General features: G+C 61.3%; 27 protein-coding genes, 1 tRNA gene and 1 riboswitch. Of the genes, 14 read left to right on the top strand and 14 right to left on the bottom strand.

The features are described 5' to 3' along the window. Window positions 1-57: 57 nt before the first annotated feature. The gene (locus RRH01S_RS22725) at window positions 58-594 is read right to left on the bottom strand and encodes a GcrA family cell cycle regulator (RefSeq protein WP_007695572.1); all 537 of its coding nucleotides are present in this window, start codon (window positions 592-594) and stop codon (window positions 58-60) included. Between the two features lie 427 nt (window positions 595-1,021). Here RRH01S_RS22725 and RRH01S_RS22720 point away from each other — a divergent pair, with 427 nt between their 5' ends. From RRH01S_RS22720 to RRH01S_RS22710, 3 genes are all read left to right on the top strand, one after another. Continuing rightward, window positions 1,022-2,221: an aspartate aminotransferase family protein gene (locus RRH01S_RS22720; protein WP_034520198.1), complete on the top strand. Its 1,200-nt coding sequence runs from the start codon at window positions 1,022-1,024 to the stop codon at window positions 2,219-2,221. Between the two features lie 167 nt (window positions 2,222-2,388). Continuing rightward, window positions 2,389-3,306: an ornithine carbamoyltransferase gene (gene argF, locus RRH01S_RS22715; protein ID WP_007695576.1), complete on the top strand. Its 918-nt coding sequence runs from the start codon at window positions 2,389-2,391 to the stop codon at window positions 3,304-3,306. A 49-nt stretch (window positions 3,307-3,355) separates the two neighbouring features. Further along, a complete protein-coding gene (locus RRH01S_RS22710; protein ID WP_007695578.1) occupies window positions 3,356-4,345 on the top strand; it encodes an Hsp33 family molecular chaperone in 990 nt (329 codons plus the stop codon). Between the two features lie 6 nt (window positions 4,346-4,351). On the opposite strand, the gene apaG is transcribed toward RRH01S_RS22710, so the two are convergent. Then, the gene (apaG, locus tag RRH01S_RS22705; protein ID WP_007695580.1) at window positions 4,352-4,744 is read right to left on the bottom strand and encodes a Co2+/Mg2+ efflux facilitator ApaG/CorD; all 393 of its coding nucleotides are present in this window, start codon (window positions 4,742-4,744) and stop codon (window positions 4,352-4,354) included. Between the two features lie 321 nt (window positions 4,745-5,065). Next, a complete protein-coding gene (locus RRH01S_RS22700; protein ID WP_034520199.1) occupies window positions 5,066-6,250 on the bottom strand; it encodes an O-succinylhomoserine sulfhydrylase in 1,185 nt (394 codons plus the stop codon). A gap of 44 nt (window positions 6,251-6,294) precedes the next feature. Beyond that, a riboswitch (SAM riboswitch) is annotated at window positions 6,295-6,373 on the bottom strand. Between the two features lie 75 nt (window positions 6,374-6,448). On the opposite strand from RRH01S_RS22700, the gene RRH01S_RS22695 reads away from it, so the two are divergent. From RRH01S_RS22695 to RRH01S_RS22680, 4 genes are all read left to right on the top strand, one after another. After that, window positions 6,449-7,540, top strand: a complete 1,092-nt coding sequence (locus RRH01S_RS22695) for a 2'-deoxycytidine 5'-triphosphate deaminase (RefSeq protein ID WP_007695584.1) — start codon at window positions 6,449-6,451, stop codon at window positions 7,538-7,540. A 58-nt stretch (window positions 7,541-7,598) separates the two neighbouring features. After that, window positions 7,599-7,672: transfer RNA gene (locus RRH01S_RS22690), tRNA-Gly, on the top strand. Window positions 7,673-7,838: 166 nt separating this feature from the next. Further along, window positions 7,839-8,426: an acyltransferase gene (locus tag RRH01S_RS22685; protein WP_007695587.1), complete on the top strand. Its 588-nt coding sequence runs from the start codon at window positions 7,839-7,841 to the stop codon at window positions 8,424-8,426. 212 nt (window positions 8,427-8,638) lie between these two features. After that, complete coding sequence (locus RRH01S_RS22680; protein WP_007695589.1) at window positions 8,639-9,454, top strand: transporter substrate-binding domain-containing protein; 816 nt, start codon at window positions 8,639-8,641, stop codon at window positions 9,452-9,454. 9 nt (window positions 9,455-9,463) lie between these two features. Here the strand turns inward: RRH01S_RS22680 and RRH01S_RS22675 are convergent, their stop codons facing one another. The 4 genes from RRH01S_RS22675 to RRH01S_RS22660 all read right to left on the bottom strand — a co-directional run bounded on the left by RRH01S_RS22675 (window position 9,464) and on the right by RRH01S_RS22660 (window position 12,395). Further along, window positions 9,464-9,877 carry a tellurite resistance TerB family protein gene (locus RRH01S_RS22675; protein WP_007695601.1) on the bottom strand — a complete coding sequence of 138 codons (414 nt, stop codon included), beginning with the start codon at window positions 9,875-9,877 and terminating at the stop codon, window positions 9,464-9,466. An 82-nt stretch (window positions 9,878-9,959) separates the two neighbouring features. Next, entirely contained in the window at window positions 9,960-11,147 is a 1,188-nt protein-coding gene (locus tag RRH01S_RS22670) for a thermonuclease family protein (RefSeq protein WP_007695602.1), read from the bottom strand. A gap of 15 nt (window positions 11,148-11,162) precedes the next feature. Continuing rightward, window positions 11,163-11,828: a S24 family peptidase gene (locus RRH01S_RS22665; protein ID WP_007695604.1), complete on the bottom strand. Its 666-nt coding sequence runs from the start codon at window positions 11,826-11,828 to the stop codon at window positions 11,163-11,165. Window positions 11,829-11,966: 138 nt separating this feature from the next. Further along, entirely contained in the window at window positions 11,967-12,395 is a 429-nt protein-coding gene (locus RRH01S_RS22660; RefSeq protein ID WP_012650918.1) for a hypothetical protein, read from the bottom strand. A 106-nt stretch (window positions 12,396-12,501) separates the two neighbouring features. On the opposite strand from RRH01S_RS22660, the gene RRH01S_RS22655 reads away from it, so the two are divergent. Then, complete coding sequence (locus RRH01S_RS22655; protein ID WP_012650919.1) at window positions 12,502-12,858, top strand: DUF952 domain-containing protein; 357 nt, start codon at window positions 12,502-12,504, stop codon at window positions 12,856-12,858. Then, on the top strand, window positions 12,855-13,943 hold the full coding sequence (locus tag RRH01S_RS22650; RefSeq protein ID WP_034520201.1) for a quinone-dependent dihydroorotate dehydrogenase: 1,089 nt from the start codon (window positions 12,855-12,857) through the stop codon (window positions 13,941-13,943). Before RRH01S_RS22655 ends, RRH01S_RS22650 begins: the two co-directional genes overlap by 4 nt. Here RRH01S_RS22650 and RRH01S_RS22645 read toward each other — a convergent pair. The 3 genes from RRH01S_RS22645 to RRH01S_RS22635 are packed head-to-tail and all read right to left on the bottom strand — an operon-like array spanning window position 13,919 to window position 16,057. Beyond that, window positions 13,919-15,268, bottom strand: coding sequence for an MATE family efflux transporter (locus RRH01S_RS22645; protein WP_034520203.1), 1,350 nt, complete (start codon window positions 15,266-15,268; stop codon window positions 13,919-13,921). The genes RRH01S_RS22650 and RRH01S_RS22645 overlap by 25 nt on opposite strands. Before the next feature lie 17 nt (window positions 15,269-15,285). Continuing rightward, window positions 15,286-15,789 carry a CAP domain-containing protein gene (locus RRH01S_RS22640; RefSeq protein ID WP_007695614.1) on the bottom strand — a complete coding sequence of 168 codons (504 nt, stop codon included), beginning with the start codon at window positions 15,787-15,789 and terminating at the stop codon, window positions 15,286-15,288. A gap of 1 nt (window position 15,790) precedes the next feature. Beyond that, complete coding sequence (locus RRH01S_RS22635) at window positions 15,791-16,057, bottom strand: DUF6460 domain-containing protein (protein ID WP_007695617.1); 267 nt, start codon at window positions 16,055-16,057, stop codon at window positions 15,791-15,793. Between the two features lie 167 nt (window positions 16,058-16,224). On the opposite strand from RRH01S_RS22635, the gene RRH01S_RS22630 reads away from it, so the two are divergent. Both RRH01S_RS22630 and RRH01S_RS22625 read left to right on the top strand, forming a co-directional pair. Further along, complete coding sequence (locus tag RRH01S_RS22630; RefSeq protein WP_007695619.1) at window positions 16,225-17,169, top strand: class I SAM-dependent DNA methyltransferase; 945 nt, start codon at window positions 16,225-16,227, stop codon at window positions 17,167-17,169. A gap of 105 nt (window positions 17,170-17,274) precedes the next feature. After that, window positions 17,275-17,910, top strand: a complete 636-nt coding sequence (locus RRH01S_RS22625) for a YitT family protein (RefSeq protein ID WP_007695620.1) — start codon at window positions 17,275-17,277, stop codon at window positions 17,908-17,910. Between the two features lie 12 nt (window positions 17,911-17,922). Here RRH01S_RS22625 and RRH01S_RS22620 read toward each other — a convergent pair whose 3' ends face one another. Then, window positions 17,923-18,114 (bottom strand): DUF2735 domain-containing protein, encoded by a 192-nt coding sequence (locus tag RRH01S_RS22620; protein ID WP_007695622.1) that lies wholly within the window; start codon window positions 18,112-18,114, stop codon window positions 17,923-17,925. A gap of 442 nt (window positions 18,115-18,556) precedes the next feature. On the opposite strand from RRH01S_RS22620, the gene RRH01S_RS22615 reads away from it, so the two are divergent. Beyond that, window positions 18,557-19,597: a glutamine synthetase beta-grasp domain-containing protein gene (locus RRH01S_RS22615; protein ID WP_007695624.1), complete on the top strand. Its 1,041-nt coding sequence runs from the start codon at window positions 18,557-18,559 to the stop codon at window positions 19,595-19,597. Between the two features lie 371 nt (window positions 19,598-19,968). Here RRH01S_RS22615 and RRH01S_RS22610 read toward each other — a convergent pair whose 3' ends face one another. Further along, window positions 19,969-20,430 carry a carboxymuconolactone decarboxylase family protein gene (locus tag RRH01S_RS22610; RefSeq protein WP_012650924.1) on the bottom strand — a complete coding sequence of 154 codons (462 nt, stop codon included), beginning with the start codon at window positions 20,428-20,430 and terminating at the stop codon, window positions 19,969-19,971. Between the two features lie 23 nt (window positions 20,431-20,453). After that, the gene (locus tag RRH01S_RS22605) at window positions 20,454-20,954 is read right to left on the bottom strand and encodes an RrF2 family transcriptional regulator (RefSeq protein ID WP_007695628.1); all 501 of its coding nucleotides are present in this window, start codon (window positions 20,952-20,954) and stop codon (window positions 20,454-20,456) included. A gap of 97 nt (window positions 20,955-21,051) precedes the next feature. Between RRH01S_RS22605 and RRH01S_RS22600 the strand changes: the two genes are divergently transcribed. Together RRH01S_RS22600 and pdeM are read left to right on the top strand one after the other, a co-directional pair. Next, the gene (locus RRH01S_RS22600) at window positions 21,052-23,562 is read left to right on the top strand and encodes a ligase-associated DNA damage response DEXH box helicase (protein WP_012650926.1); all 2,511 of its coding nucleotides are present in this window, start codon (window positions 21,052-21,054) and stop codon (window positions 23,560-23,562) included. 82 nt (window positions 23,563-23,644) lie between these two features. After that, window positions 23,645-24,370, top strand: a complete 726-nt coding sequence (pdeM, locus tag RRH01S_RS22595) for a ligase-associated DNA damage response endonuclease PdeM (protein ID WP_007695632.1) — start codon at window positions 23,645-23,647, stop codon at window positions 24,368-24,370. Here the strand turns inward: pdeM and RRH01S_RS22590 are convergent. Continuing rightward, window positions 24,367-24,927, bottom strand: a complete 561-nt coding sequence (locus tag RRH01S_RS22590; RefSeq protein WP_034520205.1) for a dihydrofolate reductase family protein — start codon at window positions 24,925-24,927, stop codon at window positions 24,367-24,369. The genes pdeM and RRH01S_RS22590 overlap by 4 nt on opposite strands. Window positions 24,928-24,957: the final 30 nt, after the last annotated feature.

Raw genomic sequence — 24,957 nt, 5'->3', positions numbered from 1 at the left:
CGGCGGAAACAGAAAACGGGCCTTTCGGCCCGTTTCTTTTATCTCAGCTATGGGGACTCAGCCGCGCGGTTGAGCCGCCGGCCGGCGCCGTTCATGCACCGGCTGGTAGGCCAGGCGCTGATGGTAGCCGCAATAGGGCGATGCATCCGGGCTGTCATTGCCGCAGAAGTGGAAGTCATCCTTCAGCGGATCGCCGACCGGCCATTTGCAGGTGCGCTCGGTGAGTTCCGTCAGGCCGAGGCGACGCGAAATCGGAACGACCACATTGGCGGCCGGACGATATTCGATCTCGTTGACCGTATCGATCTCGACTTCTTCCTTGAGCATCGTCGCGCCCTGCTGACGGGTAACCGTGCGGGTTGCAACGCGCGAGGCGTAGTTCGGTGCGCGCGGCGCCGAAGTGTTGCGCTTCTGTGCTCGGGCGGCCGTCGCCGTGCCGCCGGCCTTCGCTCGGCCCGGCAGGCTCAAGCGATGCACCTTGCCGATGACGGCATTACGACTGACACCACCGAGCTGCGCCGCGATCTGGCTCGCGCTCAAACCCTCGGACCACAGCTTTTTCAGCTTCTCGACGCGTTCGTCTGTCCAATTCATGCCCTGTCTCCGCTGTCGCGTTTCCGATGGCAGAATCCTTCACCATTGCCTCGCATTAGGGCGAGGCGCGAAACGCTTAAAAATTGTGGTGACTAGTTCCGCCGCATGCAGTCTAGTAATTGAGGTTTAACCTAGTGTGAGGCTGACTCCGTGACAAGAGTCGCATGATTCCTGGGGAATCGATTTCGGGGTTTTCCCCAACTTGCTTGTCCAAGCGTGGCATTTTTGCAATATTAGCAGTTGAAGACATACCTCTCGTCGCGAGGCGCTCTGCCGCGCCTGCTAAATCGCCTGTTTTGTTGACATTGCGGTGCAAAACATCAATAGTGCCTCAGCCGCCGCAAGGCGGCATTTTTGATTTTTCCGGGCCCGTTTCACTTGAAGGAAACGATTGGCCCTAAAGGTTGTGATCGAGGAGATACGGGCCATGGCTGAAACCGCGCCGCTTTACGACACCTATATGCGTGCCCCGCTGCGGTTTGAGCGAGGAGAGGGCGTATGGCTGTTCACGGAGACAGGCGAGCGCTATCTCGATTTCGCCGCCGGTGTTGCAGTGAATTCGCTTGGCCATGCACATCCCCATCTGGTCGCGGAACTGAAGGCGCAGGCCGACAAGGTCTGGCACCTGTCGAACCTCTATGAGGTGCCGGGCCAGGAGAAGCTGTCGAAGCGCCTGACGGAAGCCACCTTTGCCGACAAGGTGTTCTTCACCAATTCCGGCGCTGAGGCACTGGAATGTGCGATCAAGACGGCGCGGCGCTACCAGTTCTCCAAGGGCCATCCCGAGAAGTTCCATATCATCACCTTTGAAGGCGCCTTCCACGGCCGCACGATCGCGACGATCGCCGCCGGCGGCCAGGAAAAGTATCTCGAAGGTTTCGGCCCGAAGGCGCCGGGCTTCGACCAGGTACCCTTCGGCGATCTCGATGTCGTGCGCGCCGCCGTTACCGATGCGACGGCCGGGATTCTCATCGAGCCCGTGCAGGGCGAGGGCGGCATTCGGCCTGCGACCAACGAGTTCCTGCGCGGCCTGCGCCAGATCTGCGACGAGCACGGCCTTCTTCTGATCCTTGACGAGGTCCAGTGCGGCGTCGGCCGTACCGGCAAGCTCTTTGCTCATGAATGGTCCGGCGTCACGCCCGACATCATGGCCGTGGCCAAGGGTATCGGCGGCGGCTTCCCGCTTGGCGCGTGCCTTGCGACGGCGGAAGCCGCTTCGGGCATGAAGGCCGGTACGCATGGCTCGACCTATGGCGGCAATCCGCTCGCCATGGCAGTCGGCAATGCCGTGCTCGATATCGTGCTGGCAGACGGCTTCCTCGATCATGTGCGCGACATCGCCCTGGTCTTCCGCCAGGGCCTTGCTTCGCTTCAGGATCGTTTCCCCGATATCATCGAGGATATTCGCGGCGAGGGCCTGATGCTCGGCATCAAGGCCGCCATTCCGCAGGCGGAGCTGTTGCAGGCGATCCGCGCCGAGTATCTTCTGGGCGTGCCGGCTGGCGACAACGTCATCCGTCTGCTGCCGCCGCTGGTGGTGACCGCCGAGGAAGCGCGCGAAGGTATTGCCCGCATCGAACGCGCCGCCGAAAGCGTGCGTGCGGCTCGCATCAAGAAGTCGGCTTGAATTCAGCGCCCGCTGTCAGGGCGGATTACTGCGCCGCGCGTCCGAAAGGACGCGCAAAGGACGCAGTAACACTTAGAATGGCGCATAACCCCTTAAATCGGGTCCGATTTAAGGGGTTATGCGCGCCCCACGCGGGCGTTATTGTTTTCTAGAGTACAGGTAGGAACATGGCTTCTCCGAAACACTTTCTCGATCTCTCGGCTGTTGCTGCTGCCGATCTGCGCAGCATCATCGACGACGCCATCGTGCGCAAGCGGGCGCTGAAGGCGGGTACGGCCGACAAGCCGCTTGCCGGCAAGATGCTGGCGATGATCTTCGAGAAGCCCTCCACCCGAACCCGCGTCTCCTTCGATGTCGGCATGCGCCAGCTCGGCGGCGAGACGCTGTTCCTGTCGGGCACCGAGATGCAGCTCGGCCGCGCCGAGACGATCGGCGATACGGCGAAAGTGCTGTCGCGCTATGTCGACGCCATCATGATCCGCACGACGGAGCATTCGCGCCTGCTGGAGCTCGCCGAACACGCGACCGTGCCGGTCATCAATGCGCTGACCGACGACACGCACCCTTGCCAGATCATGGCCGACATCATGACCTTCGAGGAGCATCGCGGCCCGATCAAGGGCAAGACGATTGCTTGGACCGGCGACGGCAACAATGTGCTGCATTCGCTGATCGAAGGGGCCGCACGCTTCGACTACCGCATGAACATGGCCGTACCCCTTGGTTCCGAGCCAAAGGATCACTATTTGAACTGGGCCCGTAATCAGGGCGCCGAAATCATGCTCTCGCATGATGCCGACCGTGCGGTCGCTGGCGTTGATTGCGTGGTAACCGATACCTGGGTTTCCATGAATCAGGAACACCGGGCCCGCGGTCACAACGTCTTTCAGCCCTATCAGGTCAATCAGGCTTTGATGGCACAGGCCGGCAAGGACGCCTTGTTCATGCATTGCCTGCCCGCCCATCGCGGGGAGGAAGTGACGGACGAAGTGATCGATGGTCCGCAATCCGTTGTTTTCGATGAGGCGGAAAACCGCCTTCATGCGCAAAAGTCGATTCTTGCTTGGTGCCTGGGCGCGATCTGAGGATATAGAACCGCGCGTTTGATGCCGCGGGCGCAGTAGGAGTAAAGCAATGGCGGAAAGTGCAGCCTCGCTGGGTCAATTCGATTTTGCCGGCGACGATCATGTCGTTCCCTTCCAGGTCGAAGGTCTTGATGTGCGCGGCCGCGCCGTGCAGCTCGGACCTCTGCTGGACACAATTCTCGCCCGGCACAATTATCCGGCCCCCGTTGCCCGGCTGTTGGCCGAAGCCGTGGTGCTGACCGTGTTGCTCGGCACCTCGCTGAAGTTCGAGGGCAAGTTCACCGTGCAGACCAAGGGCGACGGACCGGTCGATCTTCTGGTCGCCGATTTCGCGACGCCGGAAAATGTCCGCGCCTATGCCCGCTTCGATGAAGAGGCGCTGGCAAAGGCCGTGGCCGCCGGCGAGACCGAGCCGGAACAGTTGCTCGGCAAGGGCGTGCTCGCCTTCACCATCGATCAGGGTCGCTACAGCCAGCCCTATCAGGGTATCGTGGCGCTCGACGGTGCCTCGCTCGAAGAGATCGCGGGGACCTATTTCCGCCAGTCGGAGCAGATCCCGACCCGCGTTCGTCTGGGCGCTGCCGAACTGTTCGACCGCGACGAGGCCGGCAAGCCGCGCCATCGCTGGCGGGCGGGCGGGTTGATCGCACAGTTCCTGCCGGAAGCACTGGAGCGCATGCGCCAGCCGGATCTCCATGGCGGCGATGGCGATAGCAACCCGCGTCATCATGTCGAGGACGACGCCTGGGAGGAAGCCCGGTCACTGGTCGAGACGATCGATGCCGACGAGCTGACCGATCCGCAGGTCGGAACGGAACGTTTGCTGTTCCGTCTCTTCCACGAGCGTGGCGTGCGCGTCTATGAGCCGAAGGCAGTCTTCGACCGTTGCACCTGTTCGCGCGACAAGCTGAAGGGCGTATTGCAGGGCTTTTCCGCCGAGGAAATCGAGGTGAGCCAGGAGAATGGTGAAATCGCCGTCACCTGCGAGTTCTGCTCGACCACCTACCGCTTCGAAGTCTCCGAGGTAAGGGACGCCTGATCGGGCTCAGTTCAGCGTCCGCAGCAGATTGGGCGTATCGAGAGAAAAGGCGGGGATCTTGACGTGAAAGAGCTCCCCGTCGTCCGTCTCCATCTGATAATGGCCGAACATCATGCCCGATGGCGTATCGAGCGGGCAGCCTGACGAATATTCGTAGGTGTCGCCGGGGCCAAGCCGCGGCTGCTCGCCGACGACGCCAGGCCCGGTCACCTCGTCCACCAGCCCGTTCTGATCGGTGATGTGCCAATAGCGCGTCACCAGCCGGACATTGAGGGTGGAATGGTTGGAAATGATAATGCGATAACCCCAGACATAGCGGTCGTCATCCGGGTCGGATTGCTCCTCCAGATAAAAAGGTTCGACGACGACTTCGATATCCCGTGTTAGAGCGCGATACATGCCTGACACCTTGGTCATTACTCCGAAACGTCGTGCGTTCCAATAAACGCACACCGGACGCTCCAGCATTTTAAGTCTAGGGCATCTGCTCCGCTTTCCATGATCCCACGAAAGCGGGACATCTAGCGGTATCCTATACACAACCTGCCCCGTCAAGGAACGGATTGGTGAAAACCCCTATAGCGGGTAAATCATACGGCTTTTCAGGGACTAAGGCTAGTTCCAAGGGGCAATCGCCTTGGCTGAAGCTATCCGGCGCGCCTGTTGTCAAGGCGAGCCGTCCCGCCCGAACAAGATCCGGGCGGGTTTGCATGACAAAACTCAGGCCGAAACCTGCGCCAGCGCGCGGGCGAAATCCTCGACCAGATCGTCGCCATCCTCGATGCCGGCGGAGAAGCGCACGGTGCCCGGCGAAATGCCGAGTTCGGCGCGAGCCTCGTCGGTGAGGTTCTTGTGCGTGGTGGTGGCCGGATGGGTGATCAGGCTCTTCGAGTCGCCGAGATTGTTGGAAATCCTGACGATCTCCAGCGCGTTCTGCAGCTTGAAGGCCGCTTCCTTGCCGCCCTTCAGCTCGAAGGCCACCAGCGTCGAGCCGCCGGTCATCTGCTTTGCGATGATGTCGGCCTGCGGGTGGTCCTTGCGGCCGGGATAGATCACCTTGGCGACCTTGCCCTGCTCGGCGAGGAAATCGGCGATCTTGGCGGCGTTCGCCGTCTGCTGCGCGACCCGCAGCGGCAGCGTCTCGATGCCCTTCAACAACGTCCAGGCGGTAAACGGCGACATGGCCGGGCCGGTGTGACGGAAATAATCCTGCAGGTTCTCGTCGATCCACTGTTTGTCGGAGAGAATGACGCCACCGAGCGAGCGGCCCTGGCCGTCGATATGCTTAGTGGCGGAATAGACGACGATATGGGCGCCGAGTTCGAGAGGCTTCTGGAAGAGCGGCGTCGCGAAGACGTTGTCGACCACGACCTTGGCGCCGATCTGGTTGGCGAGCTTGGCAACGGCGGCGATATCCACCACTTCCAGCGTCGGATTGGTCGGGCTTTCCAGGAAGAAGACCTTGGTTGTCGGCCGGATGGCCTTTTCCCAGTTCTCGACGAAGCGGCCGTCGACCAGCGTGCATTCGATGCCGTATTTCGGCGCCAGCGTCTCGACGACCCAGCGGCAGGAGCCGAAGAGCGCGCGGGCGGCAACGATGTGATCGCCGGCCGTCAGCTGGCAAAGGATTGCGGCGGTGACGGCGGCCATGCCCGAGGCCGTGGCGCGAGCATCTTCCGCGCCTTCCAGCGCGCACATGCGCTTTTCGAACATGTCATTGGTCGGGCTGCCGTAACGGGCATAGATGAACCCGTCGGTCTCGCCCTTGAAGCGCGCCTCGGCGGCTTCCGATGTGTCGTAGACGAAGCCCTGGGTCAGATAGATCGCTTCGGATGTTTCGCCGAATTGCGAGCGGAGCGTTCCGCTGTGAACGAGTTGGGTTGCGGGGCGCCAAGTCTTGCTCATGCCATCACCACTTTCAAAACAAAAAAACCGGCCGCAATTGCAGACCGGTTTTCAACCCGGTCTTTTTAGCCACTTATTTAACGTGGCTGCAAGCCGACCGGCCAAATCACCACGGGATAAGTTGCAATACTGCTGTTGACCGCTTGCGTCAATTCCCTGAGTTTGGTTTTGTCTGCGGCAAATTATGGGAAAGGCAGAATGGCTCGCAACACTGGAATTTTGGCCGATCGCGCCATTGCCACGCTCTTCGAAGCGGGGCGGCTGACGAGCGAACGGGAACTGGACGACGATCAGATCCAGCCGGCGAGCCTTGACCTTCGCCTCGGCGCGCATGCTTTCCGCGTCCGCGCCAGCTTCATGCCAGGCCCGTCGCATCTCGTCGCCGACAAGCTCGATCGGCTGAAGCTGCATGTGATCGACCTTTCCGAAGGTGCCGTGCTGGAAACCGGCTGCGTCTACATCGTGCCCTTGATGGAGCGCCTCGACCTGCCGGCCGACATGTCGGCCTCGGCCAATCCGAAAAGCTCGACCGGTCGCCTGGACATCTTCACCCGCGTCATCACCGACCGGGCGCAGGAGTTCGACAAGATCCCGGCCGGCTATTCCGGTCCGCTCTATCTGGAGATCAGCCCGCGCACCTTCCCGATCGTCGTTCGCCGCGGCTCGCGCCTGTCGCAGATCCGTTTTCGTGTTGGCCAGGCACTGCTGAACGAGCCGGAACTGATGGCGCTGCATGCCAACGAAACGCTGGTCGCGAGTAAGCAGCCGAACGTCAATGGCGGCGGCATCGCGCTGTCGATCGATCTTGCCGGCGACAAGGAGGGCCTGATCGGCTATCGCGGCAAGCACCACACCGCCGTCGTCGATGTCGACAAGAAGGCGCAGCACGATATCTACGATTTCTGGGAGCCGCTCTATAGCCGTGGCCGCACCGAGCTGATCCTCGATCCGGACGAGTTCTATATCCTCGTTTCGCGCGAAGCCGTGCACGTACCGCCGCACTATGCTGCCGAGATGACGCCTTTCGATCCCTTGGTCGGTGAATTCCGCGTCCACTATGCCGGCTTCTTCGACCCAGGCTTCGGCCATGCCCCCGCCGGCGGCCGAGGCAGCCGCGCCGTGCTGGAGGTGCGCAGTCATGAAGTGCCCTTTATCCTCGAAGACGGCCAGATCGTCGGCCGCCTGGTCTATGAACACATGCTGGAGCAACCCACGAGCCTCTACGGCTCCGGCCTCGGCTCGAACTATCAGGCGCAAGGCCTAAAGCTGTCGAAGCATTTCCGGCTTTGATCACTCAGCTTCCGGCCTTGACAGAGGCCGGCAACTGTTGGACATCTCCGGATATCAGGCGGGTGTAGCTCAATGGTAGAGCAGCAGCTTCCCAAGCTGAATACGAGGGTTCGATTCCCTTCACCCGCTCCACTTTTCCTTCGCTCCATGCTCATGCCAGGCAGGGAACGTCCGATTTCAACTCCTTGAGCAGAGCCGCGCGCGTCAGTATCGGACATTGCCGCAATAAAACCTTTGTTTGTTCAGGCTGCTGACAGACAAGCATGACAGAAAGTCGTCCCTAACCGGAACGGACCAGATGCTTAGCTTTGCGTCATTTTACAGACTGAAGGCGATCTTCACGCGCGGCGTGCTGCGGATTTCCCGCCGTACGAAGGTGCCGCGCGGCACGACGATCATCTGGAAGGATGGCCGCGTCAGTATCGGCGCGAGGGCCTTTATCCGCAGAGGTGTCGTCATCGATGCGCAGCGTGGCAGCATCGAGATCGGGGATCACGTCTCCCTCAACGACTATGCGATTTTGCTCGGACGCGGCGGCATCACCATCGGCAATGATGTGCGGATCGCCGCCCATGCCATGGTCGTGTCGTTTGATCACAATTTCGATGATGTCACGCAGCCGATCCGCATGCAGGGTGTGACCAAGAAGCCTGTCGTTATCGAGGACGATGTCTGGATCGGCGCCGGAGCGAAGATTCTCGGCGGCTCCCATATCGCCAAGGGCTGCGTCATCGGCGCCAATGCCGTCGTCAAGGGAAAGACCGTGCCCTACGGCATCTATGTCGGCGCCCCCGCGAAACTGGTCAGGCGGCGAGGGGACCAGGGCGACGTCAGGCCTGCAAAACTCGAACTGCTTCCGCCCCCAAAACGGATAGCAGGTCGTTAGGCAACGCTGCCTTTGCGCTCGATCATGTTGCCATGCCGGACCGGGAGTTTCCGGTTCGTGGCTCGGCGCGATATTCCCCCTTCGGCATGACTCTGTTACACCGATCCTGAAATCAGGAAGCTGACCACCTGACAGGAGGCTTAGTCATCGTCATGCGCGTTTGTCTTTCGTCGTTGATATCCGTGGCGAGATCCTTGACAGGCGCAGTGTTGATGGCTGCCTCCTGCGCTATGCCTGTCGTCGCGCAGCAGGCGCCGCCGTCCGGCCTGCCGGTTCTCTTCGATGCGCGCGAACGGCTGCCGAAGCCGGATCTTTCCACTCTGGTCAGGCTACGCTTCCTGACCTCCGTCGACTTCCCGCCCTTCAATTTCGCCGATCAGAACGGCAAGCTCTCAGGCTTCCATGTCGATCTCGCCCGCGAAATCTGCGACGAGCTCGGCATATCGGACAAGTGCCAGATCCAGGCGCTGCCCTTCGAGGAATTGCAGGGCGCGCTTTCGGCGTCGCAGGGGGATGCGGTGATCGCGGGCGTCGCGGTGACGCCGGAGCTACGCAAGAGTTTCGCCTTCTCGCGCCCCTTCCTGATGTTGCCCGCTCGCTTCGTGCGCAATCTCAAGGCGCCGATTGATGGTCGGACGGCGGCAGCCCTTGCCGGCCATTCGGTAGGGGTGGTCAAGGGCACAACGCATGAGGCGATGCTGGCAGCCTTCTTCCCGGCGATCAAGCTGGTGCCATTCGACGACAAGGACGCGCTTCTGGCGGCCGTGAAGGACGGTAAGGTCGATGCCGGCTTTGCCGACGGATTGCAGCTTTCTTTTTGGGTGTCGTCGCCGTCGGCGGAAAAGTGCTGCGCCTTGTTCGACGGCCCCTACCTCTCGCAGCAGTTCCTCGGCGAAGGCATGACCATCATGCTACGCGAGCAGGATGCCGATCTGACGGCCGCGATCAACCATGCCCTGGCGACCCTGTCGCGCAACGGCCGGCTGCAGGAAATCTATCTGCGCTATTTTCCTTACGGATTGTATTGAGCGGGCTTTTCAGCCCTTGCGGTAACGGGCAATGGCGCTGCGCTCGATGGCGGCGCAGGTCAGCTTGCCGAGATCGAGGCGGTCGCGCAGCAGGCTCAGCAGGCGCAGCTCCTCGGCCTTGACCGACAAGTCGGCGGAAGCGACCTCGACGGCAAGTGCATAGGCGGTGTCGTAGAGCCGTGGTGGCAGGGTGTCGCGCACGGTTTCCAGCACGATGTCGAGCCCTTCGCTGCCGGCCAGAAGCCTGGCGCAGTCGCGCGAAACATCGATCAGCTTTTCGTCATCGAAGCCCTTGAAGACCGGCAGGGCATGGATGAGTTCACCGATCCGGGTCATTTCGCGGTCGTTCATCGTCCGGTCGACAGCGGATGCCATGACCATGACGTAGATCAGGGCCTCTTGGGCGGAAAGCGGCTTATTCATAACGAAACAAAATCCTTTGAAACTGGCGGCAGACTAGAAAGTCATGTCTCTCATGACAAGAGCCGGTGGCGGAAGCGTGGCGTCAGATCGGATTAAGCGGATCTTCCTTGGCCGGAGCCGGCGCGAGCGTCGATTTCCGGCCCTTGCGCGGGTCGTCGCCATAGATGCCGCGCTTCTGTTGCTTCGCCTGTTCCGCAGCGGCCTCCAGCGGCGATCCGGCCTCCGGCTCGGCCCAACCGAAACGGACGAGCCATTCGCTAAGGTCGATGCGAACATAACGGCAGTGTCCCGTCATCGTGCCCTGCCAGGTCGCGCTCGGCAGGTCGCAATCGATGATCCGGCCGCGCAGATACATGCGGAACGCGGTACGTGCTGCTGTCCCGCACGGCCAGCTCTTGCCATCAGACCCGGCGCACATCCGGCCGATATCGGTCGGTATGATGCCGGAAAGCTGCACGCTCCTGTTGCCGACGGTCAGCATGCCGGCGCGGTCGGAAGACGGCCGCACCAGCTCCACGGGCTCCGTCCCCCCAGCTTGCTTCTGGTCGTCGCTTGGCGTCTGGCTGTCGCCGGGCGACGCCTGCTGAGTGGATGGCGTCATGGGCACGGTCCGGCGGGCTGCAGCCGCCGCTGCCCTGTCGGCCTGGTCGGCGGGTGCGGGGAACGGTGCCGCCTGCTCCGGTTCAGCCTTCTTTATCTCGGGCGCTTCGGTCTTAGTCCCGTCGGCATCGGTCGTATTCTTTGGGGCAGGCTGAGCCTCTGGTGCGGTTGCCGGCGCCGTTTCCGACTGTGTTAGCTGGGCGGGCGATGTGCCTTGCAACTCCATCGCTGGCTTCGCCGTGGACGATTTGTCTTGATCGGCCGGCACTATGACCGCGTCTTTAGCGGTATCTTCGGCTGCCACGACCGGCGCCACGGCAGGCGCGGATGTCAAGGTTGCGGCGGGCGGCTCGCTCTTCGTGGCGGCCGGGACCGTTGTCTGCGCCGTGGCGCTATCTGCCATGACAGTCGCTGCCGCAATGACGGTGCCGGCTGTTATCGGCAACGTCTTTTTGGGTGCTGTATCGGTAAGCGTCTGCGCCGGCGCGACATCGGCTTGCGCTACCTCGATCGGCGCAGCCGCTGTGGCCGAGTGGTTTTCAGCTTCGGCCTTGCTCGCTGCGCGACCCGGCAGATGGAAACCATGTTCGTTCACCTGCACCGCAACCAAAGTCAGCCATGAACCGACCACGACACCTGCCACACCTGCAAGCCAAACATTACGACGCATAGCGGGAAAACTTTCCTATTGGCTGGCCCAGATGATCCGGGCGATCCATTCCACATCCGCAAGATCGAAGCTGCGATTGGGATGTTCTGGGTTGAGCGACAGCAGTTCGATCGACTTTGCGCTCTGCCGCAGCAGCACCTTGGCCATGACTTCGCCCTCGCGGGTCTTGACCACCACGCGGTCGCTGCGTCGGATCTGCGCGCCCGGCTCGACGATCAGCACGTCGCCGTCGCGATAGAGCGGCAGCATGCTTTCGCCCTGAACCTCGAGCGCATAGACGCCGCCCTTCTGTCCTGGTGCTGCGGGAAACTCCACCATGTCCCAGCCCTGGCCGGCCGGAAAGCCGCCATCGTCGAAAAAGCCGCCTGAGCCGGCTTGCGCGAAACCAAGCAGCGGAATGGAGCTTGCGGGTGGTGAAGAGGCATGATCCGCATTGCCATCGCCTCTCTCCACTGGACGCAGGATGCCGAGAAACTGCTCCATACTGGCCCCGGTCGCGCCCAACACCTTGGCGATCGATTCCGTCGATGGCCAGCGCAGACGTCCGTCCTGGCCCAGCCGCTTCGACTTGTTGAAGGAGGTGGGATCGAGGCCGGCGCGCCGGGCAAGGCCCGATGGCGTCAAGGCATAGCGTTCGGCAAGTTTGTCGATCGCGCTCCATATCTGCTCATGTGACAGCATCGCCGCTCAGCACCCGGAAGCCGGATATCCGGCGTTTGACCTTTAAGGAAAGGTTAACCGAGGCTTTTTTGCGAGTAAAGGGCGGGGTAGGAATAAGGTCCTTTAATCCCCTTGCTTTCGCTCCTGGTTCCCAAGGCGTCAGGTTTTCTGCGGCAGCGCCTTGTTGTCGGGTTCCTCGTTCTGGAACTCCTTGGCCATGCCCATGAAGCCGCGCATGAATTTCTGCATGATGCCGAGCGTGCGGTCGACATCAGCGTCGCTGGGCAGGGTCGATCCACCGCCGGCGCTCGCGGTCTTTTCCAGCTTGGTGACGCGGTCGGATAGGCGGTCGAGTTCGTCGTCATAGGCGGCGCGTTCGTCTGCGGCCATACGGCAGACGAGATTGCCGCTTTGATCCTGGCAGATCGACATCGCGCCCGTCTGCTTGTCGAGGCGGATGAAATGATCGCCGCTGCGCTCGAGTTGGAAGCGTGTTGCGTCCGGCTCGGCCGCCTGGCTTGGTACGCTAAGAAGAAGAGTGGCGGGCAGGAGCAGGGCTGCGAGGCCCGTTACGATTTCCTTCGTCATGTCATCCTCCGGATTTTCTGCGTTAAAACCCTAAATCCACCACGGAAACCGTGGACATCGGCGTCGGTTTTCGTGCAAAGCCCTATCAGGACATGTTTACACGGGGATGATGACCGCTATGCCAGTGGTTTACAAGATCGTGCCGGATACGCTCTGGCAGCAAGCCAGACAAACCGGCGTTTTTCATGGCGCATCGATCGACCTGACCGACGGTTTCATCCATTTGTCGACGGCGAAGCAATCGAAAGAGACGGCGGCGCGATACTTTGCCGGCCAGCAAGGCCTGCTGCTGGTAGCGATCGACGGCGATGCGCTCGGCGACAGGCTGGTATTCGAACCTTCGCGCGGCGGCGCTCTCTTCCCGCATCTTTATGCGCCGCTGCCGCTTTCGGCCGTGCTCTGGGCAAAGCCGCTGCCGCTTGGCCCCGATGGCGCACATGTCTTTCCGGAGATCTCAGAATGATCGGCTCTTTTCGAGACCTTGGCCGGCGTGGCCTCTTCCTTCTCGATCCGGAAACGGCGCATGGCATGTCGATTGCCGCTCTGAAGTCTGGCCTGGTGCCTACATGCCGGGTGAGCAACGATCCCCGCTTGCGTCAGACCGTGGCCGGGCTGGATTTTGCCAATCCGCTCGGCATGGCCGCCGGTTATGACAAGAATGCCGAAGTACCCGAGGCGCTTTTGAAGCTCGGCTTCGGCTTTACCGAGATCGGCACGGTGACCCCGAAGCCGCAACCCGGCAATCCGCGTCCGCGCATCTTCCGCCTGGTCGAGGATGAAGGCGTCATCAACCGCCTCGGCTTCAACAATGAAGGCCACGAAGCCGCACTCCGGCGCCTCCAGCCGATCCGCGGGAATGGCATTATCGGCGTCAATATCGGCGCCAACAAGGATAGCGCCGACCGTATCGCCGATTATGTCGCCGGCATCCGCCGCTTCTATTCCGTGGCGCGCTATTTCACCGCGAATATCTCCTCGCCCAACACGCCGGGCCTGCGCGACCTGCAGGCACGCGAAAGCCTGTCGGCACTGCTTTCGGCCGTGCTTGCCGCGCGCGACGACGAAGCCGCCAAGGCTGGCAAGAAGATCCCGGTCTTCCTGAAGATCGCACCGGACCTGACCGAAGAGGGCATGGACGACATCGCGGCCGAAGTTTTGGCGCATGCGCTCGACGGGCTGATCGTTTCCAACACCACGCTTTCGCGCGACGGGTTGAAGGATCAGGTGCAGGCGAAGGAAGCCGGCGGCCTCTCCGGCAAGCCGGTGTTCGAAAGGTCAACGGTCGTGCTTGCCAAGATGCGCCGCCGCGTTGGTGCCGCCCTGTCGATCATCGGCGTCGGTGGCGTTTCCTCGGCGGAGACCGCGCTGGAGAAGATCAGGGCGGGCGCCGATCTGGTGCAGCTCTATTCCTGCATGGTCTATGAGGGGCCGGGCCTGCCGGGTCGCGTCGTTGCCGGCCTGTCGAAACTGCTCGACCGCGAGCGCGTCGCCTCGATCCGCGAGTTGCGTGACAGCAGGCTCGATTACTGGGCGGACCGGAAGGTCTGATCGACCCGCTTTTTCAGACCAATGATCAGGAGAAGGCCACGGAACAGCAGGAAGGCGTTGATCGCCATCCACAGGCCGTGATTGCCCAGCGTCGGCACGAGGATAGCAAGGGTAATCAGATAGCCGGCAAAGGATAGCAGCATGCGGTTGCGCATCGCGCTCGACCAGGTGGCACCGATGTACACGCCGTCCATCAGGAAGGCGAGCGCACCCGTCAGCCCAGATATGGCGGCCCAGGGCAGGTAGGCTCCGGCGGCAGCGCGCACGTCTTCGGACGTGGTCAGCAGGCGGATCAGCGCCGGGCCGGCCGCAAAGAAGAACAGGGCGGCGGCAAGGGCCAGTCCGAAGGACCAGAGACCGGTCAGCTTCAGCCCGCGCTCGAAGGCGGGGCGATAGTTGGCACCGATCGAGCGCCCGGTGATCTGCTCTGCGGCATTCGCGAGCCCGTCAAGATAATAGGCGGACAGCAACAGGAAGTTCATCACCACCGCATTGGCGGCAAGCGTCACCGCGCCAAAGCTGTTGCCGATGCGGGTCATCAGCGTGAAGGCGCCGAGCAGCACGAAGGTGCGGATAAGGATATCGCGGTTGAGCGCGAAGAGCTGTTTGAGCTTGGCCGGCGACAGTAGCTCGGCGCGGCTGGGCCGTGGCTCGCCCGAGAAGCTTTTGAGTACGATGGCAAGGCCAGTAAGCGTGCCGGCCGCCTCGCCGATCAGCGTGCCCCAGGCAACGCCTGCTACACCCCAGCTAAGCCAGAGGCCGAGCACCAGGGCGAGGACGATGTTGACGCCGTTGATCACCGTCTGCAGCAGCAGGCCGATGCGGCCCTGGCCGCGCCCGAGCACGAAACCGAGAATGGCGTAGTTGGCGAGTGCCATCGGGCCGGCCAGCATGCGGATCGAGAAATAGGTGCGTGTCGCCTCGGCAACGCCGCCCTCCGGCCCCATCAGCTTGATACCGAGCCAGAGCAGGACGGGCGACAACAGGACGATCAGGATGCCGCATGCAAGCGCCGAGAGCAGCGCCCGCCAGAAAATCGCCTGCTGCTCGTGCCGGTCGTAGCGGCCATAGGCCTGCGCCGTGAGGCCGGTGGTCGAAGCACGCAGGAAGTTGAAGCTCGAGAAGATAAGATCGAAGAGCATGGCGCCGATCGCCAGGCCCGCCAACGCGTCCGGCTGGCCGAGTTGCCCGACGACAGCGGTGCCGACAATGCCGAGCAATGGTGTCGTGATGAAGCCGAGCGTCATCGGAAGGGCGATGGACAGCACCAGCCGGTGCGTCACGTCAAAGGGCAGGACTTTGCCGCCGCGTGCTTGTTGATCCATCTCCGGTCGGCCTCTCCTCAGTTCGAGGAGAGCACCATGGACCAATAAGGCCTGCCGCCGGAAGAGGGGGTATAGGCGAGAGCGACGCCAAGACCATCATATTTGCCGAGCATGTTGTGCAAATGCTTCGGAGAGTTGATCCAGGCGGTTACTGCGGCGTCTACACTCTTCTGTCCCTCGGCGATATTCTCGGCGGCCGGCAGCTTAACGCCGCTTGATTTGACGCGCGTGCCGAAATTATCGCCGATGCCGATCAGATGCTCCATCTTGCCGGCATCCGCCATGCGCCTGGCCTGGTAAATCGCTGCCGAGCTGGCGGCGGTATCGATCTGCAACGGCGGTAGTCCGTTCTTGGCGCGCAGGGCATTGACGAGCGGCAGCGCGGAGGCGGTCTGGTCGCTGGCCGGTATGTTGGAGAGATGGCTCGGCGCCGTCGCGCAGCTCGTGACGATGGCGGCGAGCGCAAGGCCGGTGAGACGCAGTGCATGGCGCCGCGCGAAAGACGTGTTTGGGGAGATCATATCAACGACGGTAATTGAAGAGGCGCAGGAGGATGAAGAGTGGAATGACGAGCGTGGCGCCAAGCACCAGGTAATCGCCGAACTCGCCGAGCGCTGCAAAGCCGCTGTGCCAGAGATCCAGCAGGAAGCGGCGGACGCCATAAAGGAAGTCGAGCGGACGCCAACCGAAAAACTTCATCGTGAAGCCGACGATCAGCGACACGATGATAAGCTTCACCAGCGTGCGGCCGGGCGAGTCGCCGAGGAACTTGTTCATCTGATCGGACATGCTGACGTCTCCATAATGCCTGTAGAGCGGTCCTGAGATAGGGCTGCGACCCGTGACTCGCAAGCTCTTTTGCCGCAGCGCTCACCTGAAACAGGTGCCTGCCTGAAATAGGACTTGAGTTTTTTTGTGGCCACGTCCAAAGGCGGAGGTCAAACAGGACCCTGATCATGCTGCCGAGCCAGCTTTCCTCCGGCGACGTCATTGCCGACCGTCGCGCCGACTATGCGAAGATGCTTGCCGAAAGCGGCGAACCGGCCAGCGCTGCCGAGCTGATGGAACAGGCGCTGGAGCTGGCGCCGTCCTGGGCCGCCGGCTGGTTCAATCTCGCGATCTATCGCGAAAAGGCGGGCAATGTTGAGGGCGCCGTCGCGGCGCTGAACGAGGTTTTGACGCTCGATGAAGGCGATGTCTTCGGCGCGCGGCTGAAGCTTGCCGTTCTGGGCGCTGCCGAGTTGCCCGAACAACCGCCGAGCCGCTATGTCGAGCGGCTGTTTGACGATTATGCCGACCGGTTCGAGACATCGCTGGTCGAGAAGCTTGGCTACACGGTACCGCAAAAGCTCGCGGCGCTGATCGCCGACACAGCCGACATCCCGGCGCGCTTCTATCTTGCTGTCGATCTCGGTTGCGGTACTGGCCTCTTCGGCCCGGAAATCCGCGCGCGGGTCGATCGGCTGGAGGGGTTCGATCTGTCGAAGGGCATGCTTACCAAGGCAGCGGAAAAGGGCGTCTACGACCATCTCGGTCAGGCTGACCTGTCGCTGGCGCCATCCCTGTCCGGCGTGTTCGATAACGGGCTTGTGCCGGCCCGCGCGGACCTAATCACCGCCGCCGACGTGCTGATGTATCTCGGCAATCTCCAGGGCGTCATGGCGATCGTCGCGGAGCTGGCCGCTCCCGAAGCCGTTTTTGCTTTTTCAGTCGAGGATGCGCAGGAGGCGGAAGGCTATCTCTTGCGGGATTCGCTGCGTTTCGCCCATTCGGAAGCCTATGTCAGGGCGCTTCTGGCCGACCATGGCTTTGTCGTCCACAATCTGGCCCGCAGCGTCATTCGCATGGATGGCGGAAAACCGGTGCATGGCATTCTGTTCGTTACGCGGAAAACCGCCTGACGGATCGAATCTTGCAAAATTTAAATAGGTCAGCATTCCTTACATATTCCGCTTGATTGTCGTTTCCGTTTTTTGGCAGAATCCCGAAAACAAAGGGAAAGTATCATGGCGAGCCTGAAGAGCGCTTTTGGCGTCTGGAACACCTCCGCTACGCGGCATTCGCTGGTCGAGGATATCCAGGGGATATTGTCCGGCAGCCTGATATCGTCGCTCGGGCTATTTTGCCTGTCGAGCGCCGGCCTCTTGACGGGCAGCACGGCGGGCATCGCCTTTCTGCTGCATTACGCGATCGGCGTGAATTTCGGCGTGGCCTTCTTCGTCGTCAACCTGCCGTTCTTCTATCTGTCCTGGAAGCAGCTTGGCCGCGCCTTCACCATCAAGACCTTCATCGCCATCGCGCTGACCTCGCTGCTGACGAACCTGCAGCCGCAACTGTTCGAAATCGCCCATATCAACGCCTTCTGGTCGGCGCTGCTTGGCGGCGTCCTGCTCGGCTTCGGGCTGCTCGCACTCTATCGCCACCGCGCCAGCCTGGGCGGCGTCGGCATATTGGGCATCTATCTTCAGGAACGTTTCGGGATACGTGCCGGACTTGTCCAGCTTGCGGTCGACATGTGCGTGCTCGCAGTCGCCTTTACGGTGACCACGCCGTTCGTGGTCATCTGCTCGGTGCTGGGCGCAGTCGCGCTCAATCTCTTCGTCGCGATCAACCATCGGTCGGATCGCTACATCGCCTTTTAGGGCGGCGTCGGCTTATTGTTTGCGGGTTGTGTCGGAGTCCGCGATGGCGGCTTCGTGATACCAGCTATCGAAATCGACCACGGCGACGCGCGGGCCAATGTCCGGATTAAGGTTCACATGGCTACGCTGACCAGCGGGAATGGTCCGGGCCTTGATGGGAAACTGAAAAATCTTTGCCGTTTCATGCAGTGGACTGATGGCCATTACGATGTCTCTCCCTTTTGATGCTCAAGCGGGTGCGCTTCAAGAGACAGCTTATATATAGCAGAGTTGGAGCCCATTTTTCAGGTGTTTGCATAAAAAAAATGCAAAAGGTTGAAATTATAGGCAATTTTGATGTTTTGAGCCGTTAAATCACGGCGTTTGGATGATGAATTGCTGCGCTGCTTCGAATCTGGTGCGCTGCGACAAGTTGTCAGTGATTTGCCCGCAAATAGCTCAGGATTTTGAGAAAATCAGACGCATAGCAGTCGAAAGTCGGCCCGATATGACTCGGAACTGCACGTTTTTCTCGAATTGAGCGCCGCGCCAGCAGAATCTGGCATGTCACATGCATGGTGTTGGTCAGCCGTTTGTAGTGAAAGTTTTTGGGCGGGCGCGCCTTCTAATTTTTCTGCTTCGCCTGATTAACTCTATGAGGTGCGTAATGACTAAATTTAAGCTCGAGTATATCTGGCTCGACGGGTACACCCCAGTACCGAACCTGCGTGGCAAGACGCAGATCAAGGAATTCAACGATTTCCCGACGCTCGAGCAGCTCCCGCTCTGGGGCTTCGACGGTTCGTCGACGCTGCAGGCCGAAGGCCGCAGCTCGGATTGCGTGCTGAAGCCTGTTGCCATTTACCCGGACCCGGCCCGCACCAACGGCGCACTCGTCATGTGCGAAGTCATGATGCCGGATGGCGTTACGCCGCATCCGTCCAACAGCCGCGCGACCATCCTTGACGATGAAGACGCATGGTTCGGCTTCGAGCAGGAATACTTCTTCTACAAGGACGGCCGTCCGCTCGGCTTCCCGGAAGCTGGTTACCCGGCTCCGCAGGGTCCGTACTACACCGGCGTCGGCTACAGCAATGTTGGTGACGTTGCCCGCGAAATCGTCGAAGAGCATCTTGACCTTTGCCTCGAAGCCGGCATCAACCACGAAGGCATCAACGCCGAAGTGGCCAAGGGCCAGTGGGAATTCCAGATTTTCGGCAAGGGCTCCAAGCGCGCCGCCGACCAGATCTGGATGGCTCGCTACCTGCTGCAGCGCCTGACGGAAAAGTACGGCATCGACATCGAGTTCCATTGCAAGCCGCTCGGCGACACCGACTGGAACGGCTCGGGCATGCACTGCAACTTCTCGACCAAGTTCATGCGCGAAGTTGGCGGCAAGGCCTATTTCGAAGCGTTGATGGCTCAGTTCGACAAGAACCTCGACGCTCACATCGCTGTCTACGGCCCGGACAACGACAAGCGTCTGACCGGCAAGCACGAAACGGCTCCGTGGAACAAGTTCAGCTACGGCGTTGCCGACCGCGGTGCTTCGATCCGCGTTCCGCATTCCTTCGTCAAGAACGACTACAAGGGCTACCTCGAAGATCGTCGTCCGAACTCGCAGGGCGACCCCTACCAGATCGCTTCGCAGGTTCTGAAGACCATCTCGGAAGTCCCGACGGAAGGCTTCGCTTCGGCTGCAGCCTAAGTGTTTTCAGTCGCCGGCTTATCCGGATAGCTAAAAAAGGCGCGGGATTTCGGTCCCGCGCCTTTTTAATTTAGGGCTCGCTCTGAGGCCATCAATGGCGACTATCGCCCAGACTCTCGTCTGCTTCCTGCCACCGACCCCAAACCCCGTCATCCTCGGGCTTGACCCGAGGATCCCGCCCAAGTTGCGGGCTATACGAGAGGTTTCCGGGTGCAGCGTTCAAAAGATGCACTCTCGCCAACGTTCTCCGGCTACATTTTTGCCGTGCTGACGCGCCTGTGCCTGGATCCTCGGGTCAAGCCCGAGGATGACGGAGTTCAGGAGGACGCGGAGACACACAACGAGCCGAGAGCTTGCCGGAAAGAAGGCCTTCAGGCCGCCTTGCTTGCCGCATCGATCGGATGCTGCGAGCGGAAACCTACGGCGAGCCGGTTCCAGACGTTGATCGTGCCGATCGCCACGGTGATCTTGACGATTTCCTCCTCGCTGAAATGCTGCTTCAGCACCTCGAAATCCGCATCCGGCGCGCCGGTTTCGGCAATCTTCGTCACCGCATCAACCCAGCCGAGCAGGGCGCGTTCGCGGGCGTCATAAACCGGCGATTCTCGCCAGACGCACATCAGGTTGATCCATTGCTCGCTCAGACCGTCGTGGCGGGATTCCTTGACATGCATGTCGACGCAATAGGCGCAGCCATTGATCTGCGAGGCGCGCAGCTTGATCAGGTGGATGAAGCGGCGTTCCAGGCCCGAGATCTGGACATAGTTCTCGAGGGCGGCAACGGCCTTGTAGGCTTCGGGCGATGCTTTTGCGAAATTGAAACGAGCTTGCATGGTTCTCTCCTTGGGTTTTCGATCTATCGGTTGGTTCTGCGTTCATTGAGGGCAAGGAAGGCGCAGCCTCTTGCCGCGATGGAGCCGTCGTCGCTTTCGGCGAGGTCGGCCAAAATGTCGGCGATGGCGGTTTTCGCCAGTTCGGCGCGGTAGACCCTTTCGGCGGCCAGCATCGCCGCGCTGATGCCGCAGGGTTTCGTGAAATATTTGCCCGGCAGCGGGTTCGGCCCGCGCTGGCGGATCTCGGCACAGCGAAAGGCGGGCGCCGGCCCTTCGACCGCCAGCACGATATCGAGCAGGCTGATGTCCTTCGGCAGTCGTGCCAGCCGGTAGCCGCCTTTGGGGCCGGGCACGGTGTCGAGAATGCCGGCACCGGAAAGCGCCTGCAGATGCTTCAGGAGATAGCTCACCGACACACCATGAAACTCGGCAATCGCCGCCGCCGAAAGCACACCGCCTTCGGACAGTCCGGCCAGCACTGCAACGCTGTGTATTGCTTGCTCTACGCCCTCGCCGAGTTTCATTGGTTTGTCCTTTTTGTATCGTGGATATTTTTTATCCGCGATTATGTGAGGAGTCAATACCTCTTCTTTTTCGTGGATTTCTCGCTACTTTCGCAACGTGGACCAGATCGATTCCGAGAGCCATCTTGCCTTGCCTGCCCCTTTTATCCGCTGGTTCGCGGAAAAGGGCTGGCAGCCGCGCGCGCATCAGTTGGAATTGCTGGCGCGCGCCGAGGCCGGCGAAAGCACCTTGCTGATTGCGCCGACGGGAGCCGGCAAGACGCTGGCCGGCTTCTTGCCGTCGCTCACCGACCTGACACGCCGGGGCAAAATCCCGCCGGGCTCCGCTTTCACCGGCATCCACACGCTCTACATCTCGCCGCTGAAGGCGCTCGCCGTCGATATCGAGCGCAACCTGATGAAGCCGGTTACCGAGATGGGCCTGCCGGTCTCCGTCGAAAACCGGACCGGCGATACGCCGAGCGGTAAGCGCCAGCGCCAGAAGCTCAATCCGCCCGATATCCTGCTGACGACGCCGGAGCAGGTGGCGCTGCTGCTCGCCAATCGTGAGGCTGAGCGCTTCTTTAAGGATCTGAAATACATCGTCCTCGACGAGCTGCATTCGCTGGTGACGTCGAAGCGTGGCCACATGCTCTCCCTTGGCCTTGCCCGCATCCGCGAGCTGGCACCACGCGTGCAGACCATCGGCCTTTCCGCCACGGTCGCAGAGCCGATGGATCTGCAGAAATGGCTGGTGGCGCAGGAGGAGGGGGCGGAGCGGCATGCCGGGCTGGTGATGGTCGAGGGTGGCGCCAAGCCTGATATTTCGATCCTTGCGACGGACGAACGCATCCCCTGGTCCGGCCATTCCGCCAAATACGCCATTCCCGATATCTATCGTGAGCTGAAGGAGCATCGGACCACGCTTCTCTTCGTCAACACGCGCTCGCAGGCGGAAATGCTGTTTCAGGAGCTATGGTCGGCCAATGACGACAATCTGCCGATCGCGCTGCATCACGGTTCGCTCGATGTCGGCCAGCGCCGCAAGGTCGAGGCCGCCATGGCCGCCAACAGGCTGCGCGCCGTCGTCGCCACTTCGACACTCGATCTCGGTATCGACTGGGGCGATGTCGATCTCGTCATCCATGTCGGCGCACCGAAAGGGGCGAGCCGCCTTGCCCAGCGCATCGGCCGCGCCAATCACCGCATGGACGAGCCGTCAAAGGCGATCCTCGTGCCCGCCAATCGTTTCGAAGTTATGGAATGCCAGGCGGCGCTCGACGCCAATTATGTCGGGGCGCAGGATACGCCGCCGGTTGGCGCCGGTGCGCTTGATGTCCTTGCCCAGCATATTCTCGGCATGGCCTGCGCCGAACCCTTCGACATGCTGGAACTCTATGATGAGGTCCGCAGCGCTTCGCCCTATGCCGATCTTTCCTGGGAAACCTTCGAGCGCATCGTCGATTTCGTCGCCACCGGCGGCTATGCGCTCAGAACCTATGAGCGCTATGCCCGCATCCGCAAGACGCCGGAGGGTCGCTGGCGGGTCTCCAATCCACAGGTGGCGCAGCAATACCGACTGAACCTCGGCACCATCGTCGAAGAGGCAATGCTGAATATCCGCATGGTGAAGCGCAATGCGTTGGGCTCGCTCGGTCGAGGCGGGGCCTCGCTCGGCAAGGTCGAGGAGTATTTTCTCGAACAGCTTTCGCCCGGCGATACGTTTCTGTTCTCCGGCAAGGTGCTGCGCTTCGAGGGTATCCGTGAGAATGAGTGTCTAGCCTCGCAGGCCTTCTCCATGGACCCGAAAATCCCGTCCTATGCCGGCGGCAAGTTTCCGCTATCGACCTATCTTGCCGATCAGGTGCGCTCGATGATCGCCGATCCGGATCGATGGCGTCGTCTGCCGGATCAGGTGCGCGACTGGCTGGAAATCCAGAAGGACAAGTCGATGCTGCCGAAGCGCGACGAGTTGCTGATCGAGACCTTTCCGCGCGGCAGCCGGGCCTACATGGTTGCCTATCCCTTCGAAGGACGTTTGGCACACCAGACACTCGGCATGCTGTTGACGCGACGGCTGGAGCGGGCAGGGGCAAAGCCGATGGGCTTTGTCGCCACCGATTATTCGCTTGGTATCTGGGGGCTGGAGGACCTGGGCGTGATGATCGCCAACGGCCATCTCAGCCTTTCCGATCTCTTCGACGAGGATATGCTCGGCGACGATCTCGAGGCCTGGCTCGATGAATCCTTCCTGCTGAAACGTACCTTCCGCAATTGCGCCGTGATTGCCGGCTTGATCGAGCGTCGTCATCCCGGCAAGGAAAAGACCGGCCGGCAGGTGACGGTATCCGCCGACCTGATCTATGACGTGTTGCGCAGCCATGAGCCCGACCACATTCTGATGCAGGCGACACGGCAGGATGCGGCGACGGGACTTTTGGATATCGGCCGTCTTGGGGATATGCTGAAGCGAATCAAGGGCCACATCACCCATCGGGCGCTGGATCACATCTCGCCGCTTGCTGTGCCGGTGATGCTGGAAATCGGCAAGGTGCCGGTGCCGGGCGAGGCCCACGATGTCCTGCTGGCCGAAGCGGCGGATGATCTGATCCGCGAGGCCATGGAATAAGCGTGATCCCAAAAAGCGCGAAGCGGTTTTGGGATGGGATCATGCGAAACGAATAAACGAATGATGAAGGTAGACTAAGGTGATGAACCGGCTGGCGCTAGCGCGAGAGATGAATGGCCTGACGCCTGCATCGGGCGTAGAGACCATCGTTCATGGCGTTGCCGCCGTCTGCGACCCGCTCGGCGCGCTCTATCTGCCGGATGCCGGGATTCTTGTCGTCTCCGATCTTCATCTGGAAAAGGGTGCTGCCTTCGCGCGGCGCGGCATGCTGCTGCCGCCTTACGATACGCTGGCGACGCTGACCGTGCTTGCCGCCGTCATCTCCCGCTACGACCCGAAGCTCGTCGTCTCGCTCGGTGACAATTTTCATGATCGCGTCGGCTCCGAGCATCTGCCGGAGGAATTCCGCAGCCTGATCGTCACCATGGCGCGCGGCCGCGAATGGATCTGGATCAACGGCAACCACGATCCGGATGGCACGGTCGATTTGCCCGGCCAATCCGTCGATGAGATGCATTATGGCGGGCTGACCTTCCGTCACGAGCCGAAGCTGGGACGGCAAGCCGGCGAGATCGCCGGCCATCTGCATCCCTCCGCCACCGTCCGTCGTCGCGAGAAATCCATCCGCAGGCCGTGCTTTGCCACCGACGGCGCCCGCCTGCTGATGCCCGCTTTCGGCGTCATGACCGGTGGGCTGGACCTGCGCCACAAGGCCATGACCGGACTGTTCGACCGGGAGAACCTCATTGCCCATCTGCTCGGCCGCGACCGGATCTATTCGGTTCGCTTCGGCAATCTCTCGGCCTAGGCCGTTTTCACGGGCTCATAGCGCAGGATCACTGCGCCGGTTTTCAAAGGCCGGGAGTCAATGAGCTTCATCGGCCGCTGTTCCCCTGCCGGCTTGAAATGCGGTTTGCCGGCTCCGAGAACGACGGGGACGAGACAGATGCGGATTTCGTCGACTAATCCCGCCTTCAGCAGCACATCGGTCACCTCGGCGCTGCCGAAGACGAACATGATCTTGCCGGGTTCTTCCTTCAGCTTCTTCACTTCCGCGGCGATGTCGGAAACGACGCGGGTATTGTTCCACTCCGCCTTGTCCATCGTCCGCGAAGCGGCGATTTTGGCGATGCCGTTCATATAGGCGGCGATATCGGGCGTTTCCGTCGCGGTCTGCCAATAGGCGGCCATGCCCTCATAGGTCTTGCGGCCGAAGATCAGGAGATCGCCTTCGCGGCCGAGATCGGTCGCATAGCGCTCCAGCTCGTCTCCCCAGGCGAGCATGTGGAAATCCAGATCCCAGGGTTTCGTTCCCTCGAAATATCCGTCGAGCGTCATCAGGTTCCAGACAACAAGCTTTCTCATCGGTTTCCTCCTTGATGATAACCACATCAT

This window comes from Rhizobium rhizogenes NBRC 13257 (assembly GCF_000696095.1).
Lineage (GTDB): Bacteria > Pseudomonadota > Alphaproteobacteria > Rhizobiales > Rhizobiaceae > Rhizobium > Rhizobium rhizogenes.
The sequence above is the reverse complement of the archived record's forward strand: the minus strand, read 5'-3'. Positions and strand labels throughout refer to the sequence as shown.

Excerpts from the sequence above, each read along its gene's own strand:
- RRH01S_RS22725 (WP_007695572.1), bottom strand. The coding sequence starts at position 594 with ATGAATTGGACAGACGAACGCGTCGAGAAGCTGAAAAAGCTGTGGTCC.
- RRH01S_RS22720 (WP_034520198.1), top strand. The coding sequence starts at position 1,022 with ATGGCTGAAACCGCGCCGCTTTACGACACCTATATGCGTGCCCCGCTG.
- argF (WP_007695576.1), top strand. The coding sequence starts at position 2,389 with ATGGCTTCTCCGAAACACTTTCTCGATCTCTCGGCTGTTGCTGCTGCC.
- RRH01S_RS22710 (WP_007695578.1), top strand. The coding sequence starts at position 3,356 with ATGGCGGAAAGTGCAGCCTCGCTGGGTCAATTCGATTTTGCCGGCGAC.
- apaG (WP_007695580.1), bottom strand. The coding sequence starts at position 4,744 with ATGTATCGCGCTCTAACACGGGATATCGAAGTCGTCGTCGAACCTTTT.
- RRH01S_RS22700 (WP_034520199.1), bottom strand. The coding sequence starts at position 6,250 with ATGAGCAAGACTTGGCGCCCCGCAACCCAACTCGTTCACAGCGGAACG.
- RRH01S_RS22695 (WP_007695584.1), top strand. The coding sequence starts at position 6,449 with ATGGCTCGCAACACTGGAATTTTGGCCGATCGCGCCATTGCCACGCTC.
- RRH01S_RS22685 (WP_007695587.1), top strand. The coding sequence starts at position 7,839 with ATGCTTAGCTTTGCGTCATTTTACAGACTGAAGGCGATCTTCACGCGC.
- RRH01S_RS22680 (WP_007695589.1), top strand. The coding sequence starts at position 8,639 with ATGGCTGCCTCCTGCGCTATGCCTGTCGTCGCGCAGCAGGCGCCGCCG.
- RRH01S_RS22675 (WP_007695601.1), bottom strand. The coding sequence starts at position 9,877 with ATGAATAAGCCGCTTTCCGCCCAAGAGGCCCTGATCTACGTCATGGTC.
- RRH01S_RS22670 (WP_007695602.1), bottom strand. The coding sequence starts at position 11,147 with ATGCGTCGTAATGTTTGGCTTGCAGGTGTGGCAGGTGTCGTGGTCGGT.
- RRH01S_RS22665 (WP_007695604.1), bottom strand. The coding sequence starts at position 11,828 with ATGCTGTCACATGAGCAGATATGGAGCGCGATCGACAAACTTGCCGAA.
- RRH01S_RS22660 (WP_012650918.1), bottom strand. The coding sequence starts at position 12,395 with ATGACGAAGGAAATCGTAACGGGCCTCGCAGCCCTGCTCCTGCCCGCC.
- RRH01S_RS22655 (WP_012650919.1), top strand. The coding sequence starts at position 12,502 with ATGATGACCGCTATGCCAGTGGTTTACAAGATCGTGCCGGATACGCTC.
- RRH01S_RS22650 (WP_034520201.1), top strand. The coding sequence starts at position 12,855 with ATGATCGGCTCTTTTCGAGACCTTGGCCGGCGTGGCCTCTTCCTTCTC.
- RRH01S_RS22645 (WP_034520203.1), bottom strand. The coding sequence starts at position 15,268 with ATGGATCAACAAGCACGCGGCGGCAAAGTCCTGCCCTTTGACGTGACG.
- RRH01S_RS22640 (WP_007695614.1), bottom strand. The coding sequence starts at position 15,789 with ATGATCTCCCCAAACACGTCTTTCGCGCGGCGCCATGCACTGCGTCTC.
- RRH01S_RS22635 (WP_007695617.1), bottom strand. The coding sequence starts at position 16,057 with ATGTCCGATCAGATGAACAAGTTCCTCGGCGACTCGCCCGGCCGCACG.
- RRH01S_RS22630 (WP_007695619.1), top strand. The coding sequence starts at position 16,225 with ATGCTGCCGAGCCAGCTTTCCTCCGGCGACGTCATTGCCGACCGTCGC.
- RRH01S_RS22625 (WP_007695620.1), top strand. The coding sequence starts at position 17,275 with ATGGCGAGCCTGAAGAGCGCTTTTGGCGTCTGGAACACCTCCGCTACG.
- RRH01S_RS22620 (WP_007695622.1), bottom strand. The coding sequence starts at position 18,114 with ATGGCCATCAGTCCACTGCATGAAACGGCAAAGATTTTTCAGTTTCCC.
- RRH01S_RS22615 (WP_007695624.1), top strand. The coding sequence starts at position 18,557 with ATGACTAAATTTAAGCTCGAGTATATCTGGCTCGACGGGTACACCCCA.
- RRH01S_RS22610 (WP_012650924.1), bottom strand. The coding sequence starts at position 20,430 with ATGCAAGCTCGTTTCAATTTCGCAAAAGCATCGCCCGAAGCCTACAAG.
- RRH01S_RS22605 (WP_007695628.1), bottom strand. The coding sequence starts at position 20,954 with ATGAAACTCGGCGAGGGCGTAGAGCAAGCAATACACAGCGTTGCAGTG.
- pdeM (WP_007695632.1), top strand. The coding sequence starts at position 23,645 with ATGAACCGGCTGGCGCTAGCGCGAGAGATGAATGGCCTGACGCCTGCA.
- RRH01S_RS22590 (WP_034520205.1), bottom strand. The coding sequence starts at position 24,927 with ATGAGAAAGCTTGTTGTCTGGAACCTGATGACGCTCGACGGATATTTC.